The sequence below is a fragment of the Pseudomonas sp. DWRC2-2 genome, from assembly GCF_049897885.1.
Lineage (GTDB): Bacteria > Pseudomonadota > Gammaproteobacteria > Pseudomonadales > Pseudomonadaceae > Aquipseudomonas > Aquipseudomonas azotoformans_A.
The window spans coordinates 94,238-120,518 of sequence record NZ_JAFCXD010000005.1 but is presented as its reverse complement, the minus strand read 5'-3'; the positions used below and the strand labels follow the sequence as shown (position 1 = coordinate 120,518).

Sequence of the window (26,281 nt, the reverse complement as noted above, 5' to 3'; positions counted from 1 at the left end):
CAGGAGCAACTCAATGAGCAAACCCGATAAAACCCCTTCGACGCCGGGCAGCGAGCCGTCGCGGATTCGTGAAGGTTTGCCCTTCCCCCTCGGCGCCACCTGGGACGGCCTGGGTGTCAACTTTGCCTTGTTCTCGGCCAACGCGACCAAGGTCGAACTGTGCCTGTTCGATGATTCCGGCGAAGTCGAACTGGAGCGCATCGAACTGCCCGAATACACCGACGAAACCTTCCATGGCTACCTGCCCGACGCCCATCCAGGGCTGATTTACGGCTATCGCGTGTACGGTGCGTATGACCCCGCCAACGGCCACCGTTTCAACCACAACAAATTGCTGATCGACCCCTACGCCAAGCAATTGGTGGGCGAGCTTAAATGGTCCGAGGCGTTGTTCGGCTACACCATCGGCCACCCGGACGACGACCTCAGCTTTGACGAACGTGACAGCGCACCCTTTGTGCCCAAATGCAAAGTCATCGACCCGGCACACACCTGGGGCAATGACCAGCCGGTGCGCGTGCCTTGGGATCGCACCATCATCTACGAGACCCATCTGCGCGGCATCAGCATGCGCCATCCATCCGTCGCTGAATCCGTGCGTGGCACCTGCGCCGGGCTGATGGAAGACGACGTGCTCAAGCACATCCGCCAGTTGGGCATTTCATCCGTCGAATTGCTGCCCGTGCATGCCTTTGTCAATGACCAGCACTTGCTGGAAAAAGGCATGACCAACTATTGGGGCTACAACAGCATCGCGTTTTTCGCGCCAGACCCGCGCTACCTCGCCAGTGGCAAGATCGCCGAGTTCAAGGAGATGGTCGCGCACCTGCATGAGCAGAAGCTCGAAGTGATCCTGGACGTGGTTTACAACCACACCGCTGAAGGTAACGAGCGCGGCCCGACCCTGTCGATGCGCGGTATCGACAACGCTTCGTACTATCGGCTGATGCCGGATGACAAGCGCTTCTACATCAACGATTCCGGGACCGGCAACACCCTGGACTTGAGCCATCCGTGCGTACTGCAGATGGTCACCGACTCCCTGCGTTACTGGGCAACCGAGATGCACGTGGACGGTTTCCGCTTCGACCTGGCAACCATTCTTGGCCGCTACCGCGATGGTTTCGACGAACGCCACAGCTTTCTCGTGGCGTGCCGCCAGGATCCGGTGTTGCGCCAGTTAAAAATGATTGCCGAGCCCTGGGACTGCGGCCCTGGCGGCTATCAAGTGGGTAATTTCCCGCCGGGCTGGGTGGAATGGAACGACCGTTTCCGCGACACCGTTCGGGCGTTCTGGAAAGGCGACGACAGCCAGTTGGCCGACTTCGCCGCACGCATGACGGCCTCCGGCGAAATGTTCAACCATCGTGGACGTCGCCCTTACAGCTCGGTGAACTTCATCACCGCTCACGACGGGTTCACCCTGCACGACCTGGTGTCGTACAACGACAAGCACAACGAGGCCAACGACGAAAACAACCAGGACGGCAGCAACAACAACCTGTCCTGGAACCACGGCGTCGAAGGGCCAACCGACGACCCGGAAATCAACGCACTGCGCCTGCGCCAGATGCGTAACTTTTTTGCCACGCTGTTGCTATCTCAAGGCACGCCGATGATCGTGGCCGGGGATGAATTCGCCCGCACCCAGCACGGCAACAACAACGCCTACTGTCAGGACAGCGAGATCGGTTGGATCAACTGGGACCTGGACGAAGATGGCAAGGCGCTGCTCAAGTTCGTCAAGCGCTTGATCAAGCTGCGCCTGGCCTACCCGATCCTGCGTCGTGGGCGCTTCCTGGTAGGCGACTACAACGAAGACATCGGTGTGAAGGACGTTACCTGGTTGGCGCCGGATGGCAATGAAATGACCACTGAGCAATGGCAGGACAGCCATGGCCGCTGCCTGGGCATGCTGATGGATGGCCGCGCGCAGGAGACGGGCATTCGCCGGCCCGGCGCGGATGCCACCTTGTTGCTGGTGGTCAACGCCCACCACGATATGGTCAACTTCCGTTTGCCGGCGGTGCCTGAGGGCGAATTCTGGACGTGCATGCTCGACACCAACTCCCCGGCAGTCCGTGGCCAGGAACGCTTTGATTTCGATCATGAGTACGCGGTGACGGGCCGCTCGCTGCTGCTGTTCGAATTGCAGCGTGAAGACGAGGTGTGAAATGGCACTGCATGGATTCCTTCAAGGCTACCGGGGCTATGCGGACACGCAAGCCCTGGGCGCGGCCCTGAAGGCGCTTCAGGAGGAAGGCCTGGACCAACTGCCCTTGCCGGGCAGCGGTCAGACATTGGCGCGGTTCAGCCGCTTGGCACAGGTGGCAGGCCATGACCTGCGCCTGTGCAAGTTGTTCGAAGGCCACACCGACGCCTTGGCGATCATCGCCGAACTCAACAGTCCGTTGCCGCCCTTGGGCAGCATTTGGGGCATGTGGGCGGCCGAGCCACCCACCGCCAAGGTACGCGTCTTCAAAGAGGGCCAGCGCCTGAAGGTGCAAGGGCGTAAAGCCTGGTGTTCCGGCGCGGCAGTGGTCAGCCATGGCTTGCTGACGGCCTGGGACGAAGAAGACCGCCAGCAACTGGTGGCAGTGCCTATGGATCAACCGGGCGCCGTCGTCACGGACGAAGGCTGGAACGCCGTGGGCATGGCCGCCACGGGCAGTGTGGAAATCGTGTTTGACCAGGCCTGGGGGCTGGCCGTGGGCGGACCAGGTGATTACCTGGCTCGCCCCGGATTCTGGCAAGGCGGCATTGGCATTGCTGCCTGCTGGTATGGCGCGGCGCAACGCCTGGCGGAAGTCTTGCGTGAGCAGTGCAGCAAACGCCCCGAACCTCACGCCCTCGCCCACCTCGGCGCGGTCGACAGCGCACTCAACAGCGCCGCCTGTGTACTGCGCGCCAGCGCTGAACAGGTCGATCGAGAACCCAAGACCAATGCCCGGGAGTTGGCGCAACAGACTCGGGCGTGCATCGAGGACACCGTCGAACAGGTGATGCGCCACGTGGGTCGGGCCGTCGGTGCGGGGCCCTATTGCAAGGATCCGCATTTCGCCCAGTTGATGGCGGACTTGCCGGTGTATATGCGCCAGAGTCACGCCGAACGCGACTTGGCCGGCCTTGGCGAGTTGGTCGCCGGCGAACCCACAGGGAGGTGGCAGTTATGAAACCCAATCCAATCGTTGGCCAAGGCACGCCGCTGCATCGCTGGCAGGCGTCGCCGAAGATGGCCGAGCTGCCGCCGATCAGCGTTGAGCAGTTGGTGCCCGAAGGCTATCGGGCGGTGATCGTCGCCCCCCATCCGGATGATGAAGTGTTGGGGTGTGGTGGTTTGATGCAGGGGCTCGCGGCACTCGGCCGGGCCATCCAGCTGATTTCAGTCACCGATGGCAGCGCCAGTCATCCGGGTTCGCGGCATTGGCCGGTTGAGCGTTTGAGTGTGGTGCGCCCGCAGGAGTCGGCCCAGGCCCTGCATCGTCTTGGCTTGCCGCTGCACAGCCTGAAATGGCTGCGGGCCGGGTTTACCGACAGTCAGGTGGCGGCGCGGGAAGATGAACTCGCGGCGTTTATCCAGCGTTATCTCAAACCCACCGATGTGGTGTTTACCACTTGGCGCGAAGATGGGCATTGCGACCACGAAGCCGTCGGTCGTGCCAGCGCCAAGGCAGCCTCGGCTGTAGGCGCAAGCCTGTACGAACTGCCGGTATGGACCTGGCACTGGGCAACGCCCGAAGACAACCAAGTGCCCTGGCATCGCGCCCGCAAGATCCCATTGACCTGTGAAGCGGTCGCCCGCAAACGCCACGCCATCCATGCCTTCGCCAGCCAATTGGAGGGCGACCCGCAGATCGGCCTTGCCCCCGTGCTTGCACCCTATGTAGTGGAACGTCTGCTCCAGCCTTTTGAAGTGGTATTCGTATGAGTGTGGCCACACCGTATTTCGACCAATTGTTCGCCAACAACGATGACCCCTGGGCCTTTCGCCAACGCTGGTACGAACGCCGCAAACGCGCGTTGACGCTGGCGATACTCACGCGCCCCCGCTACGCCTCGGTGTTCGAGCCTGGTTGCGCCAATGGCGAGCTGAGCTTCGAACTGGCGCCCCGCTGTGACCGCCTGCTGTGTTGCGACACGGCTTCGGCCGCCGTTGACCTGGCCCGCAGCCGCTTGCTGGGTTTTCCCCAGGCTCAGGTGCAGCAAAGCCGTTTGCCCGAACAGTGGCCCACAGGTCAGTTCGAGCTGATCGTGCTCAGCGAGTTGTGTTACTACCTCGACGCCGATGATTTGTGCCGGTTGATCGAACGCGTGCGCACCTCGTTGACCGACGACGGCCAGGTGCTGGCCTGCCATTGGCGCCCGCCTATCGAAGGTTGCCCGCAAACGGCCGAGCAGGTGCATGCCCTGCTTCAGGAACGGCTGAATATGCCTCGCGTGACCAGCCACCACGAACACGACTTCCTGCTCGACCTGTGGAGCCGCGACGGCACTTCGGTCGCCACCCTTGAGGGCCTGAGATGATCGGCATTCTGATCCCGGTACACAACGAAGAGGCCCTGCTGGGCGACTGCCTGAAAGCGGCACTGATCGCGGCCAGTCATCCAGGTTTACTCGGCGAAGCCGTGACTGTCTTGGTGGTACTCGACAGTTGCAGCGATGCAAGTGCCACCATTGCCCAGGCCTATCCCGTGCAATGGCTTGAAGCCCAGGCACGCAATGTCGGGCATGTTCGAGGCGTGGGTGCGCGGCATCTGCTCAACCAGGGCGCCCGCTGGATTTCGTGCACCGATGCCGACAGCCGCGTGGCGCCTGATTGGCTGGTGGCCCAGTTGGCACTGGGGGCCGACGCGGTATGCGGCACCGTCACCGTGGACGCCTGGAGCGAAGGCTTCGACCCGGCTGCGCAGATTCGCTACAACCAGGGTTACGAGGCGCGAGACGGCCATCGACACATCCACGGTGCCAACTTGGGCGTGAGCGCAGGCGCTTATGTGCGCGCGGGTGGTTTCGAGCCGCTGGCGTGCCATGAGGATGTGCAACTGGTGCGTAACCTGGAGCTGTGCGGCGCCTCCATCGCCTGGAGCCACAGCCCGCAAGTGATCACCAGTGCGCGCCTGGATGCTCGCGCACAGGGCGGTTTCGGCGATTACTTGAAGAGCTTGGTGCACGCCACTTGAAAAAAACGACGTTACCGAATGTAAAACCGACCAATCCTTGTCTATGCTGATGACGCCTTGCTGGCGTTCCAGGGTTGGGGCGTCATGCAGCCACTGCGGCGGAGCCTGTGGTGGATAAAAGAGTGTCGTCCCGTCAACGGGCCACGACCCAGCATCAATCGACAAGGATGTGACACCCCATGAAGCTTGCTTCCTTAAGCGACGGCCGTAGTGGCTCTGCGCAAATCTGGAACAGCGCCCCGCAGCTGGCGCAAATCCCCCCGATCACCCCGTCCTCATTGGTGCCACCTGGCGCGCGCGTGGTCATCATCGCGCCCCACCCCGGCGACGAAGTGCTGGCCTGCGGGGGCCTGCTGCAACTGCTCAGTACCTTGGAGCATCCCCTGCAACTCATCTCCATCACGGATGGCAGCGCCAGTCACCCAGGGTCCAACGTCTGGCCGGCCAGCCGCCTGAGCGTTGTGCGGCCCCAGGAAAGCGTCGAGGCCATGCGCCGCCTGGGCATGCCCCTGCACAGTTTGAAGTGGATCCGCGGTGGCTTCTGTGACGACGCGCTCGCCAGCCGCGAGCCGCAACTGAGTCAATTCATTGCGCGCTACTTGCAACCGGGCGATGTGGTGTTCAGCACGTGGCGTAACGACGGCAATGACGATCACGACACTGTTGGCCGTGCCAGCGCCAACGCCTGCACCCTGGTCGGTGCGCAGCTGTATGAACTGCCGATCTGGGCGTGGCACTGGCCCGCTCGGGAAGGTGCGATCATACCCTGGCAACGCGCACGCAAGGTGCGGCTGGACACCTGGACCGTGGCGCGCAAGCTCCATGCGGCGCACGCCTATGCCAGCCAATTGGCCGGCGACCCGGCCATCGGTCTGGCGCCGATGCTGGCCCAGGTGCTTCTGGAGAGAATGCGCGAACCCTATGAGATCGTGCTGTCGTAGCACCCTACTCGTCCATACCTGTTAGTTCTCACAGTAGCGGCCCGGGGAATCCGTGGCTAAGGTGAAAAAGCGCTGCACCGGTTCAGGTGCAGTCGAGAAAGCCATGCCAACCTTTTGCATTGGCCGGTGTTTTCAGAAACAGGTAACCCGCTGTCCCTGATCCGTATCGCGCGTCACGTTGTCATGGTCTGGCCCGCACCGGCTTTTGCAGGTGCCGGGGCAACGCTCCCCTCGAACGAGGACGGATCATGCGTGCACAGACACTTGCCTGGATTTATCTTTTCGCCCTGACGGCGTGGCCGCTTGCCTCTTATGGAGCCTGCACCGTAAACATTACCGCCGGCAACGACACCTCCACCTGCACTAGCGCAACAGCGCCAGGCTTTACCGACACGGGCGGCAGTAACACGCTCGACATCACCGCGACGGGGCGGATTTCGGGCAATGTGACCTTTGGTGCCGGCAATGATCTTGTGGACGTGAACGGGCCCAGCGCGGGGATCGATGGCAACCTCGACCAAGGCGACGGCGCCAATATCTTCAGGCTCAACCTCGGAAGTATTACCGGCTCGGTGACACAAGGCGCGGGCACGGACGTTGTGCAGATATCGGGGGGGCAGGCCGGGGCGGTGCGCCAAGGCGCCGGCATCGACAACTTCTCCATGAGCGGCGGCACCCTCTTGCTGCTGGAGCAAGGCGACGGCTTGGACGATTTCTTCATGAGTGGCGGTACGATCACCGGGGCATTCGAAGACGGAGACCGCGCCAAGATGACCGGCGGCAGCATTGGCCGCGTCGATATGAAACTCGATAACAACGTCTTTGATATGTCGGGCGGGCGCATCATCGGCAACCTGGTGACGGGGTTTGGCAACGACACCATCCTGATCTCGGGCACAGCGTTTGTGGGTGGCAATATCAGTGTCAGCGGCGGTGATGATCACGTGACCGTGTCGGGTGGCGAAGTCAACGGGCAGATTCTGCTCAGTTTTGGCAACGACAGCTTCATCTGGACGGGCGGCAACCTGCATTCGTCCGTGCTGACGGGAGCGGGCGACGATACGGCATTGCTGAAAAACCTGGTCAATTCGCAAGTGGCGGCAGCACAACTGATCGATGGCGGCCTGGGTAACGACACGCTGACCCTGGACAACACCCAGGCGGGTAACCCGGGCCTGTTCACAAATTGGGAAACCCTGCAGCTGGACAACGGCTCGCAGCTGACATTGGGCGGCACCTTGACCCTGGGTGACAGCGATACAGGCACGGGTGTGCTGAATGTGGATGGCGCCAGTGAACTGCTAGTGGGCACGGGGCTGATCACCCCATTCACCGCCGGACAACGGGTCGACGTCAACAACAACGGTGTCATCAACATGACCACAGGCAGTTCAAGCGCCAACGACACCCTGACCATCAATGGCAACTACACCGGTAACGCAGGTGTGCTCGCACTGCAAACAGCACTAGGCAATGACAGTTCTGCCAGCGACAGACTGATCGTCAACCAGGGCGTAATCAGCGGCACGACAGCCATCCAAATCACTAACCTGGGAGGCATCGGCGCCGCCACGACTGCGGACGGTATCAGAGTGGTCGACGCACAAAATGGGGCCACCAGCACCAGCACTGCGTTTTCATTGAACGGGACAGCGGCCGCCGGCCCTTACAACTATTACCTGTATCACGGCGGGGTCAGTGCAGGCTCGCAGGACAGTTGGTTCCTGCGCTCGGAAGCCCCCGTGGAAGCGCCGGTTACCCCGCTGCCCGCACCGGGCAGTCCGCCGTTGCCAACCGCAACGATCCGGCCAGTGCCCTTCATTCGCCAGGAAGTCTCACTCGCTGCAACGGTCTACCCGGCGGCCCAGCACCTGGTGCGCAATGCACTCGGGACGTTTCACGAGCGCTTGGGTGAACAAGGCCGGCAGCGAGAAACGGGGGCGTTCCCGACGGGTTGGGCACGGGTCTACGGCGGCAGTAGCCGTCAGGCTTTTGCCGGGGATTTAAGCACCTCGCTGGATAGCTCGATCAATGGCTATCAAGTCGGCACATCCCTTTTTTCAAGAACCACCGAGGCCGGAGCTACCCAGCATCTGGGCGTTTTGGCAGGGCAGAGCCGACTCAGGGGCAAGGTCAAAGGGCTCATCGATGGCCAGCCTGACCGGAAAGCCGGCGATACCACCTTACGCGGCGCCAGCCTGGGGCTGTCCGCGACCCACATCTGGCAGAACAATGCGTATGCGGACGTGGTGTTGATGGGCACCCGGCTCAGTGGGAACAACCAGTCGGACCGAGGCATAAAGATGAAAACCAAGGGCCACGATCTGGCGCTGTCGGTAGAGGTCGGTAAACCGTTTGCGATCACCCCGACCTGGAACATCGAACCTCAACTGCAAATGATCTGGAACCGCACCCGGCTCGATAGCCAGAGGGACCTGTTCTCCAAGGTGTCCTATGACACGGATTCACAGCTCACCGCCCGTGTGGGCGTGCGCGCCAGTGGCAACTACCTCGTTCACAACCTGCCCGTCAGCCCCTACGTTCGGGCAAACGTCTGGCATACCCCGCAAGGTAAAAGCACAGTGACCTTCAACACCGTGGATTTTGCTACCGAACAAAAATCCACCACGTTAGACCTCAGCCTTGGCGCAACCACCGCGATTGCACCCGGCGTTGACCTCTACGCAGAAGTGAGCCACAACCAGAACCTCGATAGCCTTGACCTTAGCGGCACACGGGGCACGCTCGGGTTGAGGGTGGATTTCTAGGTCGGGGTTTGTATCGCAGTGTGTACAGGGCCCGTTGCGATACACCGTCTTTAACTCAACGCACTTCCTGAAACAGGCCAGATACAGCGCAGCGTTCAACTGGGCTCCAGGCACACATCCAGCCACAGGAGGCTCGCCATGCAGGCTCAGTTGAATTGCCGCTTCAAACGCCACGCCCTTTCCCTGGTCTTTGCCTTGTTGCCGCTGGGCGCAATAAGCGTGGCCCACGCTGAAATGCCCGAAGCGCCCACTCGGGCCGTCGCCAGCAGCCAAACTGCCTTCGGCGCACTCAAGCACGTCAAGGCCGGTCTGCTGAACGTGGCCTACGCTGAAGTCGGCCCGGCCACGGGACCGGCGGTGATCCTGCTGCACGGCTGGCCCTATGACATCGACAGCTACGCCCAGGTCGCCCCACTGCTGGCAGCCAAGGGTTATCGCGTACTGATCCCCTACGCCCGGGGTTATGGCGACACCCATTTCCTTTCGGATAAAACCCTGCGCAACGGCCAACCGGCGGCACTGGCCAGTGACGTGATCGACTTCATGGACGCGCTGAAGATCAAGCAAGCCGTACTGGGCGGCTACGACTGGGGCGCACGTTCGGCGGACATCGTTTCGGCGTTGTGGCCGGAGCGGGTCAAGGCGCTGGTGTCGGTCAGCGGTTACCTGATCGGCAACCAGGCGGCGGGCAAGAACCCCTTGCCACCTAAAGCCGAACTGCAATGGTGGTATCAGTTCTACTTCGCCACCGAGCGCGGAGCCGAGGGCTACCAGAAAAACACCCATGACTTCGCCAAGCTGATCTGGCAACTGGCTTCCCCGCAATGGAAGTTCGATGACGCCACCTTTGACCGCAGCGCCAAGGGCCTGGAGAACCCGGATCACGTGGCGATCACCGTGTTCAACTACCGCTGGCGCCTGGGATTGGTCCAGGGTGAGACGAAGTACGATCCTCTGGAGCAGAAACTCGCCCAGGCGCCGTCGATTGGCGTGCCGACCATCACCCTGGAAGGCGACGCCAACGGCGCCCCGCATCCGAAACCTGAAGATTACGCCAAACGTTTTACCGGCAAGTATGAATTCCGCCTGATCAACGGCGGCGTGGGCCACAACCTGCCCCAGGAAGCGCCCGAAGCGTTTGCCAAGGCGGTCATTGACGCGGATCACTTGTGATGAAGCGCCTATGCATGGCCGCATTGGCCCTGGCGAGTTCGGCTGGCGCCTTCGCCGACAGCGCTCCGTCGCCCATCTACGGCGTGACCATTCCCGACGGCTACCGCCAGTGGGAATTGGTGGCGCCTGCTCAGGAGGCCGATCCGTTGAACGAACTACGTGTGGTGCTGGGCAACAGCGCGGCGCTCAAGGCTTACCGGGAGGGCAAGCTGCCGTTCCCCGATGGCACGGTCTTGGCCAAATTGGCGTGGAAACACGAACAATCGCCCGAGTTCAAGACCGCGTCCATCCCCGGCGCGGCGACCACGGTGCAGTTCATGGTCAAGGACTCGAAGAAATACGCGTCCACCGGGGGCTGGGGGTTCGGTCGCTTCATCAACGGCAAGCCAGCCGATGAAGCGCAGCACCAGACGTGCTTTGCGTGCCACCAGGCGTTGGTGAAGGATCGCGATTATGTGTTTACCAAACTGGCGCCCTGAAAGCGTGAGAACCGGTAGGCAATCCCCAGCCAGATAAACCAGGCCGGCATCACGCACAGCGCCAAGCGTGTATCCGGCCGCAACGCCAGCAGACCCAGCACAAACGCGAGGAAACCCAGGGAAAACCAGGCCATCGGCACGCCACCGGGCATCTTGTAGGTGGACTTGGCATGCAGATCCGGACGTTTCTTGCGGTAGGCGATGTAGGACGCCAGGATTGTCGACCAGGTGAAAATCACCAGGATCGCCGACACCGTCGACACGATGGTGAAGGCGGTCATCACTTCCGGCACCACAAACAGCAACACCAGCCCCAGCAGCATCAGCAGCGTCGTAAACGCCAGACTGATAAACGGCACGCTGCTCTTCGACAAGCGCCGAAAAACTCCCGGTGCATCCCCCAGGTCAGCCAGGCCGAACAACATACGGCTGGCGGAAAACACCCCGCTGTTGGCCGACGACGCCGCCGAGGTCAGCACCACGAAATTGACAATGCCCGCCGCCGCCGGAAAACCCGCCACCAGGAACAACTCAACGAACGGGCTTTTGCTCGGCGAGACTTGCTGCCATGAGGTCACCGCGATGATGCACGCCAAGGCCAGCACGTAAAACAGGATGATACGCAGCGGAATCGAATTGATCGCCTTGGGCAAGGTCTTTTCCGGGGCACGGGTTTCAGCAGCGGCGGTGCCGATCAGCTCGGTGCCGGCAAAGGAAAAAATCGCCATCTGGAACCCGGCGAAGAAACCGAACAAACCATTGGGGAACGCGGCCTGTTTGTCCAATAAATGGGTCAGCGACGCAGTGACTCCCGTGGGCGAGACAAACGAACTGGCAATCAGCACCACACTCACACCGATCAAGGTCAGCACGCCAATGAGCTTGATGATCGCGAACCAGAATTCCACTTCGCCAAACAACTTGACCGTCAGCACATTCAACGCGAACAGCGTGAGCAGCATGCCCACTGCCGGCATCCAGGCTGGCACATGGGGAAACCAGTACTGGAAGAAGCCGCCGACCACCACCGCATCCCCCACCACCGCCACGCTCCAGCTCAACCAATATGACCAGCCGAGAAAGAACGCCGCACGCGGCCCCAGATAGGCGCCGGCAAAGTCGGCGAAGCTTTTGAAGTTCAGGTTGGACAGCAGCAGTTCGCCCATGGCGCGCATCACGAAATACACGAACAGCCCGATGATCATGTAGATCAGGATGATTGAAGTGCCGGACAGCGCAATGATCTTGCCGGAGCCCATGAACAGGCCGGTGCCGATTGCACCGCCCATGGCCATCAACTGGATATGGCGGTTGCTCAGGGTGCGTTGCAACGCAGGCTTTTCAGAAAGCCCGGACGTGGTTGTTTTCATCACAAAACCTCTTGTTATGTTTTTGAGTTTTGGCAGAAGAAAAGTCGACGGGTTGTTGTTATTGGCTGTTGCTTTCGAAACCGTGCAGCACGTTGACGGCATTGATGCCGATTTCATCGACCATGTAGCCGCCTTCCATCACGAACAGAGTGGGCACGCCGACGCTGGCAATGATTTGGCCCATGCCGAGGAAGTCCTGGCTGTCGAGGAGGAAATGGCTGATGGGGTCGTCCTTGAAGGTGTCGACGCCGAGGGAGATCACCAGCACCTCGGGCGCGAAGTCGCGCAGTTGCTGGCACGCATTGATCAAGGCGATTTGGTAGTGCGCCCAGGTGGTGTTCTTCGGCAACGGATAATTCAGGTTGAAGCCCTCCCCTGCGCCCGCACCGCGTTCACTGGCCGCACCGGAAAAGTACGGGTAAGAGACTGCCGGGTCGCCATGCAGGGAGATGAACAGCACGTCTGGGCGGTCGTAGAAAATGTTCTGCGTGCCGTTGCCATGGTGGAAATCCACATCCAGTACCGCCACGCGCTTGGCGCCTTGGGTAATGGCTTGCTCGGCGGCAATCGCGGCGTTGTTGAGGTAGCAATAACCGCCCATGTATTCGCGTGCTGCGTGATGGCCCGGCGGGCGGCACAGGGCGAAGGCGCTGTGATGGCCCTCGTCGATCAGCGCCAGGCCGGTCAAGGCGATGTCCGCGCTGGTTTTGACCGCCTCCCAGGTGGTGCGGGTAATCGGCGAGCCGGCGTCCATCGCGTAGAAACCGAGCTTGCCGTCGATGAACTCCGGGACTTGATGGTTCGCCAAGTCACGGACCGGCCACACCAGGGGCAACGCGTCATGGCTGCGGCCAATGGCGGTCCATTCGGCCCAGGCGGTTTCGAGGAACGCTACGTAGCGCTCGCTGTGGGCATTGACGTAACAGGCCCGATCGAAGCGGCGTGGTGTGACGATATCGCCCAGGCCCACCTGCCTGACGCGGTCGCGCACCGTGTCGGCGCGGCTGGGTTGTTCGAATGAAGGCTTGAGCACGCCATCCTTCAGTTCAGTGCCGTGGTGCAAACGGTGGGCTTCGCTAAAAACAGTCAACATGGGTGGGCATCCGCCAGTAAAAGACAGGGTCTATTTTGTTCTGGCCACGCCGGGCTTTCTTTGCTTTTACTTACGGCACTGTTAGCTTTATCGGGAATATTTACCTCTGTGGCGCACAATTATGAAAAATAAAACCAGACAGGTCGCTCTTGATGACACCGATCTCGCCATCCTCGCTTTGTTGCAGGAAGACGCCAGTATTTCCAACGCGCAGTTGAGCGAACGCCTGTCACTGAGTCTCACCCCCTGCTGGCGTCGGCGCAAACGCCTGGAGGAAGAAGGCGTGATCAAGGATTACCAGGCCAACCTCGACCGCAAGATGCTCGGACTGGACATCATGGCGTTCGTCCATGTGCGTTTCGCGATCCACACCGATCACGCGCCGGATGCGTTTGAGGCGGTGGTGAAGGAGCTGCCGCAGGTGCTGTCCTGCCACAAGATCACCGGGGATGCGGATTACCTGTTGCAGGTCCTCGCGCAAGACCTGGACAGCTACAGCGAGTTTGTCGAGAGCGTGTTGCGACGGCAGTTGGGGATTGCGTCGATTCAGTCGAGTCTGGCGCTGAGGGAAGTCAAGGCGACGAGTCGCGTGGCGATTCCCCCGCGTGAATAATCGCCGCGCACGCCGAACCTTTATGACGACGGTGTGACGAATTGGCCCTAAACAGATGTGAAAAATCATTAACTAATTCTCTTCAAAGGCTTTTTCCCACAAGCTCAATCTGCCACACTGATGCGAATAATTATCAACATCTTTATTATTCGCCAGGGACGGCATTCGGGGAGAGTCAGTTCCATGTCTGTGCAACAACACGGCGGCAAAGGTTTTTCACCCAGTCTGATGGCCTTGGCCGTCTGCCTTGCAAGCTCATCTGCGGCCTTTGCCGCCGAGACCCAGGCACCCGCCGCCACCCTTGAATTGGGGGCCACGCAAATCTCCGGCGAAGCGCAACTGGGCGAAACCACCGAAGGCACGCAGTCCTACACCACCGGTGCGATGAAAACCGCGACCAAGCTGCCGTTGACCATGCGTGAAACCCCGCAGGCCGTTACCGTTATTACGCGCCAACGCATGGATGACCAGGCGATGACCAGTATCAATGATGTGGTCAAAGCCACACCCGGTCTGTTCCTCAACTTCTCCAGCGGTCCTGGCCGGCAGTCCTACACGTCGCGTGGCTTCGACATCGACAACCTGATGTACGACGGCATCCCCAGCGGCTACAACGGCGTCTCCGTAGGCGCACAGCCGAACTTGGCGATGTTCGATCGCGTCGAAGTCGTGCGCGGTGCCACCGGGTTGGTGACCGGTGCGGGTAACCCTTCGGCGGCTATCAACCTGGTACGCAAGCGCCCACTGGACGAGCAAAAGGTCACCCTCACCGGCGCCGCCGGCAGTTGGGATGACTACCGTGGCGAACTCGATGCCTCCAGCCCCCTCAACGACAGCGGCACTTGGCGTGGCCGCGTCGTCACGTCTTATCGCGATGCCAACAGCTTTATCGACAACGCCGAGGAATATCACGGCCTGTTCTACGCCGTCACCGAAGCCGACCTGAGCGAAGACACCACCCTGACCCTCGGATTCTCCAACCAGAAGGACAAGACCAACTACTTCTGGGGCTCGTCGATGGTCGGCCAGGACGGTCATCACCTGAACCTGCCACGGTCCTACAACCCCGGCACCGATTGGGAAAACAAGGACCAGGAGATCAACACCGTATTCGCCGAACTGCGTCAGCAACTGGCCAACGACTGGAAACTGCAGGTCAACGCCAACTACGCTGAACAGAATGCGTTGTTTTCCGGCTCCTACCAATCGCGCTGGACCAACAACACCCCGGCGCGCACGGTGTACCAGGCCGCCTACGATGAAAACCAGGCCGGCATCGACGCTTTCGCCAGCGGGCCCTTCCAGGCGTTCGGGCGTACCCATGAACTGGTGGTGGGCGCCAGTCGGCGCATCTATGACATGACCACCCACAACTACAGCCCGTACAACCTGAACTGGCCGCTCACGGCGGGCAAACCGGACTTCGTCCACACCACCAATGACCGTGACGTCACCACCCAGGATGGGGTCTACGTCACCACGCGCCTGAGCCTGGCCGACCCGTTGAAGCTGATCCTCGGCGGGCGCCTGGACTGGTATGACTACGATGCCCACGGCAGTGACACCGGCGACTACAAGGTGACCCGCAACCTCACGCGCTACGCGGGCCTGATCTATGACCTGGACGATCATCACTCGGTGTATGTCAGCTACAGCGACATCTTCACGCCACAGAGCGAAAAAGACACCTCGGGCACCCCCCTAAAGCCAATCGTCGGCAAGAATTATGAGGTCGGTATCAAGGGTGAATACCTGGGTGGCGCGCTGAATGCGAGCCTGGCGCTGTTCCGCGTGGACCAGGAAAATCGCGCGGTGGGCATCACCGTGCCAAACTGCCCACAGGCGTCCTGCTCCGAGGCCTCGGGCGAGATCCGCAGCCAGGGTATCGACTTCGAACTGCAAGGCGCCCTGACCGAGAACTGGCAGGTCGGCGGGGGCTACACCTACGCGCGTACCCACACCATCAAGGATGAAGCCAACCCACAGAACGTTAACAAGCAGTTCGACACCGACACCCCGGAACACCTGTTCAAACTGACCACCAACTACCACTTCCAGGGCCCATTGGAAAAACTTCGTGTAGGCGGCAACGTTTCCTGGCAGAGCCGCATGTACAACGACCTCGACCTGGCGAACGGCGGCAGTTATCGCCTCACGCAAGGCGCCTACGCGGTCACCGACCTGATGGCCGGCTACAGGGTCAATGACCACCTCGACCTGCAGGTCAACGCCAACAACATCTTTGACCGTCGCTACTACTCCACCATCGCCAACTCCGTGAGCTACGGCGGCGACGCCTACGGCAACCCGCGCAACATGATGCTGACCGCCAAATACAGCTTCTGATCGCCATCCGATTAACGGCTACCCGCCCGGGTAGCCGTTCCTCAAGTCCCGCCCCCGCATGCCGATAACCGTTTGGCATCACTGAAACCAATAAAAACCAAAAACACCTGATTCGCTCCACCCTGCCCCCACTTTGATTCGGCCAGACCACATGGAGTAAGTGTGAATGCCCACCCGCGCGCGTTTTTTCGAGCATTACCGTAAAGCCGACCGCATCATGCTGGCGTTGATCTGGCTGATGTTCCTGTTCTCCCTGGGCCTGGCGTTCTGGCATGACACCCTGATTCAAGCGGTCATTGTCGGCGGTGGCACCAGCGTGGTGCTCACGGCGCTGTACCGTGCCATAGGTGGCACCCGCGTGATGCGTTGCGCCCTCGGCGCAGGCCTCATGGTGATGGCGGCGCTGCACATCAACCAGGCCCAGGGCGTGATCGAATCACACTTCGGGATCTTCGCGCTGTTGGCGGTGCTGACGTTTTATCGTGACTGGCTGCCGATCCTGGTCGCCGCCGCCACCATCGCCGTGCATCACGTGGTGTTCCATGCCCTGCAACACCAAGGCTTCCCGGTGTTTGTGATGGAGCATCACGGCGGCTGGACCATGGTGTTCGTCCATGCGTTCTACGTGGTGATGGAAACCGTCGCCCTGCTCTACCTGGCCGTACACAGCCAGGCCGAAGCGGTCGAGAGCCAGGAAATGCTGGAGAAGATGCTCGCGGTCACCTCCCAATTCAGCGCGCAGACCACCCAAGGTGACGGCAAGGTGCGTGTGTCCCTGGCCAAGCGTTTCGACCACTTCCTGCAACAGATCACACACCTGATTGACGGTGTCGCCCGCGACTCCCACGGCCTCGGCCAACTCGGCCAGGCACTGGCCAGCGCCAGCGGCACCCTGGAAAAAGGCGCGCGGCACCAATTGGCCGAGATCACTCAGATGACCGGTTCGATGCAGCGCATGGAAGACGCCATGGGCCACATCGCCGTGCACGTCGAGCAAGCGGTAGACCACGCCGGCAAGGCCAGCCAACAGATCCTGCGCGGCCAGGAAAGCGTCAACCGTTCCCAGCAGGAAATCACCCAGTTGGCCTCCCGCCTCAACGGCACCCATGAAACCGTGCAGGGCCTGGCCGTGCAAGCCGAACAGATCGGCAGCGTACTCGAAGTGATCAACAGCATCGCCAACCAGACCAACCTGCTCGCCCTCAACGCCGCCATCGAAGCCGCCCGCGCCGGCGAGCAAGGCCGTGGTTTCGCCGTGGTCGCCGACGAAGTGCGCAGCCTGGCGCAGCGCACGGCGGTGTCCACCCAGGAAATCAAGACCATCATCGAAGGCCTGCAACACGGCAGCCGCCAGGCCGTGGAAGCCATGCACGACAGTCGCCAAGGCGTGGAGCGTTGCGTGGAAGACAGCCAGGTCGCCGTCGACATGCTGCGCGCCGTGGGCAACGACATTGCGCACATCGACGACCTGAACGGCCGGATCGTGACCACCACCCGCGAGCAGACCACCGCGAACCTGGAGATTGTCGGGCGGTTGCAGTCGGTGCAGAGCATTGCGCAAAGCACCGCCAACGATGTGGAAACCCTGGCGCGCAGCAGTGAGCAGCTACCGCCGATTGCGGTGCGGTTGGATGCGTTGGGCAGACGCTTCCATCAGTGAACGTTCAGGGTCGTCATGTGCCGAAGTTGAACGCGATGGAGATCCGTGGCCGCGTGCCCTCTAAGCGTCGTACCAAGTGCATCAACCAGGACGGAAACATGATCAATGTCCCGCTGCTGGCGACACAGATGCTGCTGAAACCGGCAGCCAGGCAATCCTCGACCCGCATGCGCAAGGCGGGATTGTAGGTCGAGGCGACCATGCCACGTGGATCGACGAATTCCAGGTCGCCGCCGACGGTGGCGTCCTCTTCACGCCCCCCCGCATCGACCCAGTAAACGCCCGACCAAAATGCGCCAGGATGCCCATGCAGCGCATTGCTGTGGCCCGCCTCGTTCACATTGGCCCACGCGCTGAGCGCCAGACTGATCCTGCGCCATGCGCTGTGTGACCAGCGCTTTGAGCTCAGCGTTGAGCGTGTCTGCATTGGGGTATTGGATGCTGGCCAAAGGCGTTGTGAACAGCCGCCGGATATTGATCAGCTCCGGATTCAACAGATTGTCGCTCGACTGCATGGGTTACTCATCATGTTTTGCCAGTAGCCACAAACCATACCGGCATCATCGATTCGGCGATGTAAACCATTGTTAAAGTCTTAACGACAGTTGCGCACAAGCGCCCCACCTCACCTGGCCCAAATCCTGCCTTCACCACCTCCAGCAAGTCGCTGCTGACTACGCGGACGACTCTTTTGAGCCCCGTCGCCCAACAGCCTGCCCCGATAATCAGTCATCCCCGCACCTATCCCGAGGCCTCCCCCCATGACGAGCCCATCCACCGAACAGGTCAGCCCTCAGACTTTGCGAAAGGTCATTATCGCCGCCGGCATCGGTAACTTTGTCGAGTGGTTCGACTTCGCCGTCTACGGTTTCCTCGCCACCACCATCGCGCAGCAATTCTTCCCCAGCGGCGACGCCAGCGCGGCGTTGCTCAAGACCTTCGCCGTGTTTGCCGTGGCGTTTGCCTTCCGCCCCCTGGGCGGGATTTTCTTCGGCATGCTCGGTGACCGCATCGGCCGCAAACGTACGCTGGCCATGACGATCCTGTTGATGGCCGGCGCCACCACGCTGATCGGCCTGCTCCCCACCTACGCCGCCATCGGTGTCGCAGCGCCGATCCTGTTGTCGCTGATCCGTTGCGCCCAGGGTTTCTCTGCCGGGGGCGAATATGCCGGGGCCTGTGCCTATCTGATGGAGCACGCGCCCAGTGACAAACGCGCGTGGTACGGCAGCTTCGTGCCGGTGTCGACGTTTTCCGCCTTCGCCGCCGCCGCAGTGGTGGCGTATGCACTGGAAGCGTCGTTGTCCGCCGAGGCCATGGGCAGTTGGGGCTGGCGCCTGCCATTCCTGATCGCCGCGCCGCTGGGATTGGTGGGGCTTTACCTGCGCTGGAAGCTGGACGAGACACCCGCTTTCCAGGCGGTGAAAGAGGAACACACCGTGGCCCACTCCCCGCTCAAGGAAACCCTGCGCAACCATGGTGCGGCGATCTGCTGCCTGGGCGCTTTTGTGTCACTGACGGCGCTGTCGTTTTATATGTTCACCACTTACTTCGCGACCTACCTGCAAGTGGCCGGCGGCTTGAGTCGGGCGATGGCGTTGCTGGTGTCGCTGATTGCGTTGATCTTCGCGGCGGCGATCTGCCCACTGGCGGGGTTGTACTCGGATAGAGTCGGGCGTCGCGCTACGGTGATGACCGCCTGTGTGTTGTTGATGATCGTGGTGTATCCGTCGTTCCTGATGGCCAGCTCCGGCTCGTTCGCGGCCTCCATCGTCGGCGTGATGCTGCTGGCGGTAGGGGCCGTGCTGTGTGGCGTGGTCACGGCCGCCTTGCTGTCGGAAACCTTTCCGACCCGCACGCGCTACACCGCCTCGGCGATCACCTACAACCTGGCCTACACGATCTTCGGTGGCACCGCGCCGTTGATGGCGACCTGGTTGATCAGCACCACGGGCAGCAATCTGTCACCGGCGTTCTACCTGATTGCCGTGGCGTTGCTGGCGTTGGCGGGTGGGTTGGCGTTGCCGGAGACGTCGAGGATTTCCTTGCATGACGTGGGGCCGGAGGACAAAAGCTCCGCGCCGTTGCTATCAAGGTAAACGGCGCGAGGGTGGAAGCCGCTGAACGCAGGTATGATCCAGGCTAAACCGGCCCGATTGGACCCACCCTGATGCCCGTATCCCAAACCCGCCCTTCCCCCGCGCCGTTGCTCGAACCTGGCGAAACCGTGGTGCTGTTCGATGGCGTGTGCAAGTTGTGCAATGGTTGGGCGAGGTTCCTGATCCGTCATGACTGCCAACAACGCATACGCTTGGCGGCGGTGCAATCCCCCGAGGGCCAGGCGTTGCTGGCTTGGGCGGGGTTGCCCCTGGATCAGTTCGACACGCTGGCGGTCATTCGCAACCACCACTACTGGGTGCGTTCGGACGCCGTGTTCGAAATCATTGCGCAACTGCCTACCGCGCGGCGTCCATTGCTGTTGTTGCGCATCATCCCGCGCGGGCTGCGGGATTGGGCTTACGACCGCATCGCACGCAATCGCTATCGGATTTTCGGGCGGTACGACACGTGCCTGTTGCCGCATCCAGACCATGAGCGGCGTTTCTTGAAGGCACCGCTATGACTCCCTTGGTGCGCATCAACTGGATCGCCCGAGTCGGGCTGGCGTTCATGTTTGCCTACCATGGGCTGGTGCCGAAGCTGCTGTGGCTAAGCCAGGGCGAGCGGGTAATGATTGAGGCGCATGGCATCGAACAGGTGCAGCTGTTCGCCACGCTGGCCGGAATTGGGGAGATCGTCCTGGCGCTATGGATCGTGCTTTCACCGCGCAGTGTCTGGCCCGTTGCAGTGGCGGCGGCGGCGCTGTCGGGCCTGCTGGTAGACGTGGCGATTGTCAGCCCGGCGATGCTCAGGGAGGCATTCAACCCTGTGTCGCTCAACGTGGCCGGGGTGGCGTTGTGCGCGGTAGCGTGGTGCGCTAGTCCGAGAACCGTACAGACAGACTCAGGTTCGCCGGGTCGTTGATGGCAGCCACGTACTCGTCGACGGTGATCTCACCGACGCACGGCCGCGCGCCGGGTTCGGGCCGGTAGCCCTGGGCGATCTTGACGGCCAGCGCAACAGCAGCGCAGCTGGGGATTTCCGGGCCTTTGTCATTCAAGGCCGTCAATTGCACGGCCAGTGACAAGGGTTGGCCGTCAGCCCCCACGCCCTGCACATCGATGTACATCGCGCTTTTACCGTCGCCAAACCGCTCGAACCAAGTGCCCAACCGATGCAGCCGCGCGGCCCAGGCGACATGATCGCGCACGATCCCCAACCGCCTAGCCTGGGCCAGCAACCCGTTGGCGACACCACCCAGCTTGAGCCCCGCGCCCGCCTTGAAGCGCAAGGTGTGGGCGCCGTAGCGGCTGGCGAAAATATCCATGTCCGGCACGTCCACGTTGGCCAGCACCCGCGTGCCCAGCCCAGGCATTTTGCGCAGCGTCAGGTCCTGCCAACCCAGCACTTCGTGTACCTGGCCATTCCTGAGTTGCTTGATCGGTTTGCCCGCGTAGGCCAGCACGCCTTCGATCGTCGACAGGCCCGGCATCTTGGCCGAAGAGGAAATGCCATGCTCGATCGAATCGATGCGCGTAAAGCGCGACCGGTACTGGTCGATGAGCGCCGATGACAGCGTCGGCACCGAACTGCAACCACTGAGGATCGCCACGCCCGCCTGCTTGGCCTGCGCATCCAGCACGCCCACGCCATTGACGAAGGTGCGGCAGTCGGACAGGTCGCAGTAGTTAACACCCGCCTCGATGCAACTCAGGGCTACCGCATAGGACTGCCCCTGGAACGGGCCGCCGGTGTGAATCACTAACTGGATGCGCTCGGACTGTAAAACACCCGCGAATCCCGCCCCCATCGCGTCGCCGCACCAGCCTTCGCACACCGTGCCGGGCTGCGCGTTCAACGCGTCGAGTTTGCGCTGCAACTTGTGTGGATCACGGCCCGAGATCACCAGCTCAATGCCCGGTGCTACGGCCAGATGTCGGCACACGATGCTGCCGAAATTGCCGTAGCCGCCGATCACCATCACCCTGAGTACCATGCCCGTCTTCCCTGAACCATCGATCATGCGCTGCGCCTGCAACAGGCTGGCAGCTGAGGCGGCCAACGATACTCGATTTCCTAAACCGCCGCAGCCATGCGAGTCCTGGAACTCCAGGCGAAGCTCACGACCATCAGCAACCCCAAGCCCGCCATCGCGGCGCCGGCCAGGGAAATCGCCGGGTAGCCCAGCCCTGCGTTGATCACCGCGCCACCCACTGCGGCGCCAATCGCGTTACCGAAGTTGAAAGCGCCGATGTTCACGGCCGAGGCCAGGTTTGGCGCATCCTTGGCCGCTTCCATCACGCGCATCTGCAACGGCGGCACGACGGCAAAGCTGGCGATACCCCAGATGAGGATGCTCACCGCCGCCGGAATCGGCCAGCGCATCAGGAATGCAAAGGCCAGCAGGACCAGGATCAGTGCGCTCAGCGAGACGATCAGGGTCCGGTCAATCGAACGGTCTGCCGCCTTGCCGCCCCACATATTGCCCAGGGTCAGCCCGACGCCAAACAGCACCAGCATGGCCGTGATAAAGGGGGTAGACGCATGGGTCTCATTGCTCAGGATCGGCGCGATATAGGTAAACACGGTGAACATCGCACCCGAACCGACCACGGTCAGGGCCAGCGCCGCCAGTACCGAACCACGCCCCAACACCTTGATTTCGGCCAGCACGCCGTCGCTTTTCGGCAGTGGCAGGTTAGGCAGCGCGAACCACAGCGCGACCATGGTCACCAGGCCCAACCCGCCAATGCCCCAGAACGCCGTACGCCAGCCAAGCAGTTCACCAAACCAGGTCGCCAGCGGCACACCGCCAATGGTCGCCAGGGTCAGACCCATAAACATTGCGGCGACGGCTCCGGCACGCTTATCCGGCGCGACCACGCTGGCGGCGACGATGGAGCCGACGCCAAAAAACGCGCCGTGGTTAAGCGAAGTGATGACGCGGGCGATCAACAGGTCGTAATAGCCGGTGGCAAGCGCCGACATCACGTTACCCAGGGTGAAAATAGCCATGAGCCCCACCAGCAGATAACGCCGGGGAATCTTGCCGGTGGTCAGGATCATCAGGGGCGCGCCGAGCAGCACCCCCAGGGCATAGGCACTGACCAACAGCCCAGCGGTGGGAATGGACACGCCAAGGTCATTGGCGATGGTGGGCAGCATGCCCATGGGCGCGAACTCAGTGACGCCAATGCCAAAGGCACCGACGGCAAGGGCTACAAGGGGTGGATTGATACGCATGGAAGACTCCTCATTTATGCCGCAAATGCTACGATCAACGCTTTAACGGCACTAGACCGTTTAATTGGCAATCACCTTTGCGCGCGAGGCAAAAATGGATTTCAACGGCAGGTCGGGCGAGATGGCGGTATTCGCGATGGTGGCGCAGGAAGGCAGCCTGTCGGCGGCGGCACGGGCGTTACGCTTGACGCCCTCGGCCGTCAGCCGGGTCATCGCACGTACGGAACAGCGCCTGGGCACCCGCCTGCTGATTCGGACGACCCGCGCCCTGGCCTTCACGGCCGAAGGCGAGGTGTACCTTCGCGGCGCCCGGCGCATCCTGGCCGACATGGCCGAAGTCGAAGAGGCCATCGCCGACCAGGGCGCACCCAAAGGCCGGTTGCGGGTCAGCGCGGCCCTGGGCCACGGTCGCATGGCCATCGTGCCCTTGGTGGCAGCATTCAGCGCCCGCTACCCGAACATTGTGGTGGACCTGACCTTGGGCGACGAAGTGGTCGACATCCTTGGCGGCCAAGCGGACGTGGCGATCCGCTTTGGCGACCTGCCAGACAGCCCGCTGACAGCACGCCGCATCGGTGACACCGGCCAGGCGCTGGTGGCGTCGCCTGCGTACCTCCAGCAACACGGTACACCGCTGGAACCGAACGACTTGCTGCGACACAACTGCCTGCGCTTCAACTTCCGCCGCGCCCAATCCGACTGGCCTTTCGCCCGTGACGGCCGGGAGTTCTCGTTGAAGATCAACGGCAATATCGAATGCAGCAGTGGCGAAGCGCTCGCTCAACTGGCGCGATTAGGCGCCGGTATCGCACGCATCGGCGAGTTCACGGTGGCAGAAGACCTGCAACGCGGTGACCTGGTGCGCCTGCTGGAATCCTGGAACCCCGGCGACAGGGAGCCGATCCACGTGGTGTTTGTCGGCGGTGCGAGCATGCCGGCGCGGATCCGCGTGTTTGTGGACTTTTTGCTGGAGCATCACCGGCTATAAACGCGCAGGCGTGTGCAGCCGCTCAAGCACCTCATCAGCGGCGTCTCGCCATGCCTGCGTCGCACCTTTATGTCTCAGCACCTCCAGCCCAGCCGCCGTAAAGGTGCCGGGCGTGGCAATGGCGCTACCCAACGCTTCGAGACTGGTCGTTGGCTGGTGGCGGGCGCTGGCCAAGCAGTCTTGCAGGTTGCCCATCACCAGTTGGGCGGCCTGATCCTTGGACAGGCCTTTATCGGTGAACCACTGCTGAAGATCACTCAGGAAGAAATAGAACCAGCCGTTCATGCAAGCTGCGACGGTGGCCAGTTCGAATGCCTCTTCCTGGTCCAATACAACCAAGGAACCGAGCGCGCCCAGCAGCGTTGCATGGGGTTCGCCGCCTGGTGTGACGACCACGGTTGTCTGGTTGATCTGCGCGGCATAGGACAGCATCGCGCGCACCACACGCGCCTGCGGGAACCGGCGTTGCAACTCGGCCAGCGGCAATCCCGCCACCAGCGATACCAGCGTTTGCTCAGCCCTAAGTTGCACTTCATCCGAAAGCTGACCGACCACCTCCGGGCGCACGCCCAGGACCAACAAATCCGCCCCATCGACCACCTGTTGATTGTCAGCCATCAACTCGCAGTCCCATTGCGCACTGAGTTGCTGCGCACGTTCGTGGTTGCGCGGGGACAGCAGCACCCGCCCGCCAAAGCCGCTGCGCCGCAGGCCGATCACTACCTTTTCCGTCAGCTCTCCGACGCCCAGGATTCCAATGTTCAGCACGCTGTCCACTCCGATCAATTCTGTAGTCGACTGCATCATAGGCATGATTGCCGTCTTCATGCAGGCAGCCGTTCACGCTACACTCGCCGCTCGAAAAGATCAGCCAGGAAGGCAAGCATGAGCACTCAAGGTAAAGACCGGCAAATCGACAACATCGAATTCAACGTCAGCGATATTGCCCGCAGCAAAGCCTTCTACGGCGGCGCGTTCGGCTGGACGTTTGTCGATTACGGCCCCACCTATACCGAGTTCAGCGATGGGCGTCTGACTGGCGGGTTCACCACGGGGGAGCCGGTTCGGGCGGGTGGCCCGTTAGTTATTTTGTACGCCGATGATCTCGATGCCACGCAGCAGCGACTCAAAGCCCTGGGGGCTGTCATCACCCGTGAGACATTTTCGTTCCCGGGTGGACGCAGGTTCCACTTCAGCGATCCGGATGGCTATGAACTGGCGGTTTGGAACGCTGATCAATAGGTCTCTTTGCGACAGCGGGGCGGCGCTCTCGGGTACCGCCCCTTCTCCCCTATCAACCGATTTTGATGACCACCTTCCCGAACGCACCTCTCGCCAGATGCTCATAGGCTTCACGCGCTTTTTCGAACGGGTACACCTGATCGATCACGGGACGAATACCGTGTCGTTCAAGGAACACATTCATCCGGTCGAAGGATGAGCGTGGCGCCACGGCAATACCGCGAAGGGTGGTCTGACGGAAGATAAGCGGCATCAGGTTGAGTTCTACGGTCTGCCCCGTCAAAAAGCCGATCTGTGCAATACGCCCGGAGGCCTTGGTCGCGGCGACCGATTGGTTGATGCCGCTGCCACCGGCCACATCGAGCAGCAGATCGACGCCTTTGCCATCCGTGAGTCCAAGCACCTCATCCGCCCAGTTCGGCGAGGTTCGGTAATTGATGCCGGCGACCGCGCCCAAACGTTTCACCGCTTGAAGATTCTCGTCACTGCTCGACGTTGCGATTACTTGCGCGCCCAGCGCCGTGGCGATCTGCACCGCAAATATAGACACGCCCCCAGTGCCCTGGACCAACACGGCTTGACCCGGCTGAATGTGCCCGAAGTCGACCAGCGAGTACCAGGCGGTCAGTGCCGCGATCGGCAGCGTGGCCGCCTCCTCGTCAGTCATGTTGGCAGGTGCGGCCACGGCGCTGTCTTCGTGGATGATCATGTATTCCGCCAATCCGCCAGGCAATGGCGAGCCGAAACAATAGTCCGGTTCGTTTGGACCCGGCTCGCCGTCCAGCCAGCGCGAGTAAAGGTGCGAGTTGACCCGGTCGCCTACATTAAAGCGCGTGACGCCGGCACCGACTGCGACCACGGTGCCGGCCGCGTCGCTGACCGGGATCAGCAGTTTGGGCACCTTGTGTGGCTCGTAGATACCATCAACGATGGCCTTGTCGCGAAAGTTCAGCGACACCGCGCCGACCTTGACCAGAAGCTCTCCAGCTTTTGGTTGCGGGGTCGTCGCTTCTCCAAGTTGCAGGTTGTCCAGTCCGAAATCTTTTAACTGCCAGGCTTTCATGGTGAATCTCCCGCTACATTTA

At 61.6% G+C, this 26,281-nt stretch carries 24 protein-coding genes; 17 read left to right on the top strand and 7 right to left on the bottom strand.

Annotated elements, in window-relative coordinates; all coding sequences use genetic code 11:
- Positions 1-13 precede the first annotated feature (13 nt).
- The 9 genes from glgX to ACP7EW_RS22230 all read left to right on the top strand — a co-directional run bounded on the left by glgX (position 14) and on the right by ACP7EW_RS22230 (position 10,541).
- The gene (gene glgX / locus ACP7EW_RS22270; protein ID WP_269130733.1) at positions 14-2,173 is read left to right on the top strand and encodes a glycogen debranching protein GlgX; all 2,160 of its coding nucleotides are present in this window, start codon (positions 14-16) and stop codon (positions 2,171-2,173) included.
- A gap of 1 nt (position 2,174) precedes the next feature.
- Complete coding sequence (locus tag ACP7EW_RS22265; protein WP_426219768.1) at positions 2,175-3,173, top strand: acyl-CoA dehydrogenase; 999 nt, start codon at positions 2,175-2,177, stop codon at positions 3,171-3,173.
- The gene (locus ACP7EW_RS22260) at positions 3,170-3,928 is read left to right on the top strand and encodes a PIG-L deacetylase family protein (RefSeq protein WP_426219766.1); all 759 of its coding nucleotides are present in this window, start codon (positions 3,170-3,172) and stop codon (positions 3,926-3,928) included. Before ACP7EW_RS22265 ends, ACP7EW_RS22260 begins: the two co-directional genes overlap by 4 nt.
- Positions 3,925-4,524: an SAM-dependent methyltransferase gene (locus ACP7EW_RS22255; protein ID WP_426219764.1), complete on the top strand. Its 600-nt coding sequence runs from the start codon at positions 3,925-3,927 to the stop codon at positions 4,522-4,524. Before ACP7EW_RS22260 ends, ACP7EW_RS22255 begins: the two co-directional genes overlap by 4 nt.
- Positions 4,521-5,180: a glycosyltransferase gene (locus ACP7EW_RS22250; protein WP_426219762.1), complete on the top strand. Its 660-nt coding sequence runs from the start codon at positions 4,521-4,523 to the stop codon at positions 5,178-5,180. The genes ACP7EW_RS22255 and ACP7EW_RS22250 overlap by 4 nt, the downstream gene beginning before the upstream one ends.
- 179 nt (positions 5,181-5,359) lie before the next feature.
- Positions 5,360-6,121 (top strand): PIG-L deacetylase family protein, encoded by a 762-nt coding sequence (locus ACP7EW_RS22245; protein WP_426219760.1) that lies wholly within the window; start codon positions 5,360-5,362, stop codon positions 6,119-6,121.
- 248 nt (positions 6,122-6,369) lie between these two features.
- Positions 6,370-8,889 (top strand): autotransporter domain-containing protein, encoded by a 2,520-nt coding sequence (locus ACP7EW_RS22240; protein ID WP_426219758.1) that lies wholly within the window; start codon positions 6,370-6,372, stop codon positions 8,887-8,889.
- A gap of 138 nt (positions 8,890-9,027) precedes the next feature.
- The gene (locus ACP7EW_RS22235) at positions 9,028-10,062 is read left to right on the top strand and encodes an alpha/beta fold hydrolase (RefSeq protein WP_426219756.1); all 1,035 of its coding nucleotides are present in this window, start codon (positions 9,028-9,030) and stop codon (positions 10,060-10,062) included.
- The gene (locus ACP7EW_RS22230) at positions 10,062-10,541 is read left to right on the top strand and encodes a cytochrome P460 family protein (protein WP_038844640.1); all 480 of its coding nucleotides are present in this window, start codon (positions 10,062-10,064) and stop codon (positions 10,539-10,541) included. The genes ACP7EW_RS22235 and ACP7EW_RS22230 overlap by 1 nt, the downstream gene beginning before the upstream one ends.
- Here the strand turns inward: ACP7EW_RS22230 and ACP7EW_RS22225 are convergent.
- Positions 10,514-11,911, bottom strand: coding sequence for an amino acid permease (locus ACP7EW_RS22225; protein ID WP_426219753.1), 1,398 nt, complete (start codon positions 11,909-11,911; stop codon positions 10,514-10,516). The genes ACP7EW_RS22230 and ACP7EW_RS22225 overlap by 28 nt on opposite strands.
- A 58-nt stretch (positions 11,912-11,969) precedes the next feature.
- The gene (locus tag ACP7EW_RS22220; RefSeq protein WP_426219751.1) at positions 11,970-13,004 is read right to left on the bottom strand and encodes a histone deacetylase family protein; all 1,035 of its coding nucleotides are present in this window, start codon (positions 13,002-13,004) and stop codon (positions 11,970-11,972) included.
- A gap of 121 nt (positions 13,005-13,125) precedes the next feature.
- Here ACP7EW_RS22220 and ACP7EW_RS22215 point away from each other — a divergent pair, with 121 nt between their 5' ends.
- From ACP7EW_RS22215 to ACP7EW_RS22205, 3 genes are all read left to right on the top strand, one after another.
- Entirely contained in the window at positions 13,126-13,617 is a 492-nt protein-coding gene (locus tag ACP7EW_RS22215; protein WP_426219749.1) for an Lrp/AsnC family transcriptional regulator, read from the top strand.
- A 183-nt stretch (positions 13,618-13,800) separates the two neighbouring features.
- A complete protein-coding gene (locus tag ACP7EW_RS22210; RefSeq protein WP_426219747.1) occupies positions 13,801-15,963 on the top strand; it encodes a TonB-dependent siderophore receptor in 2,163 nt (720 codons plus the stop codon).
- Between the two features lie 166 nt (positions 15,964-16,129).
- A complete protein-coding gene (locus tag ACP7EW_RS22205) occupies positions 16,130-17,623 on the top strand; it encodes a methyl-accepting chemotaxis protein (RefSeq protein WP_426219745.1) in 1,494 nt (497 codons plus the stop codon).
- Between the two features lie 13 nt (positions 17,624-17,636).
- Here ACP7EW_RS22205 and ACP7EW_RS22200 read toward each other — a convergent pair whose 3' ends face one another.
- Positions 17,637-17,963, bottom strand: coding sequence for a putative 2OG-Fe(II) oxygenase (locus ACP7EW_RS22200; protein ID WP_426219743.1), 327 nt, complete (start codon positions 17,961-17,963; stop codon positions 17,637-17,639).
- A 421-nt stretch (positions 17,964-18,384) separates the two neighbouring features.
- Between ACP7EW_RS22200 and ACP7EW_RS22195 the strand changes: the two genes are divergently transcribed.
- The 3 genes from ACP7EW_RS22195 to ACP7EW_RS22185 all read left to right on the top strand — a co-directional run bounded on the left by ACP7EW_RS22195 (position 18,385) and on the right by ACP7EW_RS22185 (position 20,647).
- Entirely contained in the window at positions 18,385-19,722 is a 1,338-nt protein-coding gene (locus ACP7EW_RS22195) for an MFS transporter (RefSeq protein ID WP_426219741.1), read from the top strand.
- Between the two features lie 71 nt (positions 19,723-19,793).
- Positions 19,794-20,246, top strand: a complete 453-nt coding sequence (locus ACP7EW_RS22190; RefSeq protein ID WP_426219739.1) for a thiol-disulfide oxidoreductase DCC family protein — start codon at positions 19,794-19,796, stop codon at positions 20,244-20,246.
- Positions 20,243-20,647, top strand: a complete 405-nt coding sequence (locus tag ACP7EW_RS22185) for a DoxX-like family protein (protein WP_426219737.1) — start codon at positions 20,243-20,245, stop codon at positions 20,645-20,647. The genes ACP7EW_RS22190 and ACP7EW_RS22185 overlap by 4 nt, the downstream gene beginning before the upstream one ends.
- Here the strand turns inward: ACP7EW_RS22185 and ACP7EW_RS22180 are convergent.
- A complete protein-coding gene (locus tag ACP7EW_RS22180) occupies positions 20,601-21,719 on the bottom strand; it encodes a saccharopine dehydrogenase family protein (RefSeq protein ID WP_426220295.1) in 1,119 nt (372 codons plus the stop codon). The genes ACP7EW_RS22185 and ACP7EW_RS22180 overlap by 47 nt on opposite strands.
- 80 nt (positions 21,720-21,799) lie before the next feature.
- A complete protein-coding gene (locus ACP7EW_RS22175) occupies positions 21,800-22,966 on the bottom strand; it encodes an MFS transporter (RefSeq protein ID WP_177049883.1) in 1,167 nt (388 codons plus the stop codon).
- A gap of 94 nt (positions 22,967-23,060) precedes the next feature.
- On the opposite strand from ACP7EW_RS22175, the gene ACP7EW_RS22170 reads away from it, so the two are divergent.
- Positions 23,061-23,954, top strand: coding sequence for a LysR family transcriptional regulator (locus ACP7EW_RS22170; RefSeq protein ID WP_177114666.1), 894 nt, complete (start codon positions 23,061-23,063; stop codon positions 23,952-23,954).
- Here the strand turns inward: ACP7EW_RS22170 and ACP7EW_RS22165 are convergent.
- Positions 23,949-24,722, bottom strand: coding sequence for an NAD(P)-binding domain-containing protein (locus ACP7EW_RS22165; RefSeq protein WP_426219735.1), 774 nt, complete (start codon positions 24,720-24,722; stop codon positions 23,949-23,951). The genes ACP7EW_RS22170 and ACP7EW_RS22165 overlap by 6 nt on opposite strands.
- A 117-nt stretch (positions 24,723-24,839) precedes the next feature.
- On the opposite strand from ACP7EW_RS22165, the gene ACP7EW_RS22160 reads away from it, so the two are divergent.
- Complete coding sequence (locus ACP7EW_RS22160; RefSeq protein WP_426219733.1) at positions 24,840-25,196, top strand: VOC family protein; 357 nt, start codon at positions 24,840-24,842, stop codon at positions 25,194-25,196.
- 52 nt (positions 25,197-25,248) lie between these two features.
- Here ACP7EW_RS22160 and ACP7EW_RS22155 read toward each other — a convergent pair whose 3' ends face one another.
- Complete coding sequence (locus ACP7EW_RS22155; protein ID WP_426219731.1) at positions 25,249-26,259, bottom strand: zinc-dependent alcohol dehydrogenase family protein; 1,011 nt, start codon at positions 26,257-26,259, stop codon at positions 25,249-25,251.
- Positions 26,260-26,281: the final 22 nt, after the last annotated feature.

Bases quoted from the DNA above. Each gene is read 5' to 3' on its own strand.
- glgX (WP_269130733.1), top strand. From the start codon at position 14: ATGAGCAAACCCGATAAAACCCCTTCGACGCCGGGCAGCGAGCCGTCG.
- ACP7EW_RS22265 (WP_426219768.1), top strand. From the start codon at position 2,175: ATGGCACTGCATGGATTCCTTCAAGGCTACCGGGGCTATGCGGACACG.
- ACP7EW_RS22260 (WP_426219766.1), top strand. From the start codon at position 3,170: ATGAAACCCAATCCAATCGTTGGCCAAGGCACGCCGCTGCATCGCTGG.
- ACP7EW_RS22255 (WP_426219764.1), top strand. From the start codon at position 3,925: ATGAGTGTGGCCACACCGTATTTCGACCAATTGTTCGCCAACAACGAT.
- ACP7EW_RS22250 (WP_426219762.1), top strand. From the start codon at position 4,521: ATGATCGGCATTCTGATCCCGGTACACAACGAAGAGGCCCTGCTGGGC.
- ACP7EW_RS22245 (WP_426219760.1), top strand. From the start codon at position 5,360: ATGAAGCTTGCTTCCTTAAGCGACGGCCGTAGTGGCTCTGCGCAAATC.
- ACP7EW_RS22240 (WP_426219758.1), top strand. From the start codon at position 6,370: ATGCGTGCACAGACACTTGCCTGGATTTATCTTTTCGCCCTGACGGCG.
- ACP7EW_RS22235 (WP_426219756.1), top strand. From the start codon at position 9,028: ATGCAGGCTCAGTTGAATTGCCGCTTCAAACGCCACGCCCTTTCCCTG.
- ACP7EW_RS22230 (WP_038844640.1), top strand. From the start codon at position 10,062: ATGAAGCGCCTATGCATGGCCGCATTGGCCCTGGCGAGTTCGGCTGGC.
- ACP7EW_RS22225 (WP_426219753.1), bottom strand. From the start codon at position 11,911: ATGAAAACAACCACGTCCGGGCTTTCTGAAAAGCCTGCGTTGCAACGC.
- ACP7EW_RS22220 (WP_426219751.1), bottom strand. From the start codon at position 13,004: ATGTTGACTGTTTTTAGCGAAGCCCACCGTTTGCACCACGGCACTGAA.
- ACP7EW_RS22215 (WP_426219749.1), top strand. From the start codon at position 13,126: ATGAAAAATAAAACCAGACAGGTCGCTCTTGATGACACCGATCTCGCC.
- ACP7EW_RS22210 (WP_426219747.1), top strand. From the start codon at position 13,801: ATGTCTGTGCAACAACACGGCGGCAAAGGTTTTTCACCCAGTCTGATG.
- ACP7EW_RS22205 (WP_426219745.1), top strand. From the start codon at position 16,130: ATGCCCACCCGCGCGCGTTTTTTCGAGCATTACCGTAAAGCCGACCGC.
- ACP7EW_RS22195 (WP_426219741.1), top strand. From the start codon at position 18,385: ATGACGAGCCCATCCACCGAACAGGTCAGCCCTCAGACTTTGCGAAAG.
- ACP7EW_RS22190 (WP_426219739.1), top strand. From the start codon at position 19,794: ATGCCCGTATCCCAAACCCGCCCTTCCCCCGCGCCGTTGCTCGAACCT.
- ACP7EW_RS22185 (WP_426219737.1), top strand. From the start codon at position 20,243: ATGACTCCCTTGGTGCGCATCAACTGGATCGCCCGAGTCGGGCTGGCG.
- ACP7EW_RS22180 (WP_426220295.1), bottom strand. From the start codon at position 21,719: ATGGTACTCAGGGTGATGGTGATCGGCGGCTACGGCAATTTCGGCAGC.
- ACP7EW_RS22175 (WP_177049883.1), bottom strand. From the start codon at position 22,966: ATGCGTATCAATCCACCCCTTGTAGCCCTTGCCGTCGGTGCCTTTGGC.
- ACP7EW_RS22170 (WP_177114666.1), top strand. From the start codon at position 23,061: ATGGATTTCAACGGCAGGTCGGGCGAGATGGCGGTATTCGCGATGGTG.
- ACP7EW_RS22160 (WP_426219733.1), top strand. From the start codon at position 24,840: ATGAGCACTCAAGGTAAAGACCGGCAAATCGACAACATCGAATTCAAC.
- ACP7EW_RS22155 (WP_426219731.1), bottom strand. From the start codon at position 26,259: ATGAAAGCCTGGCAGTTAAAAGATTTCGGACTGGACAACCTGCAACTT.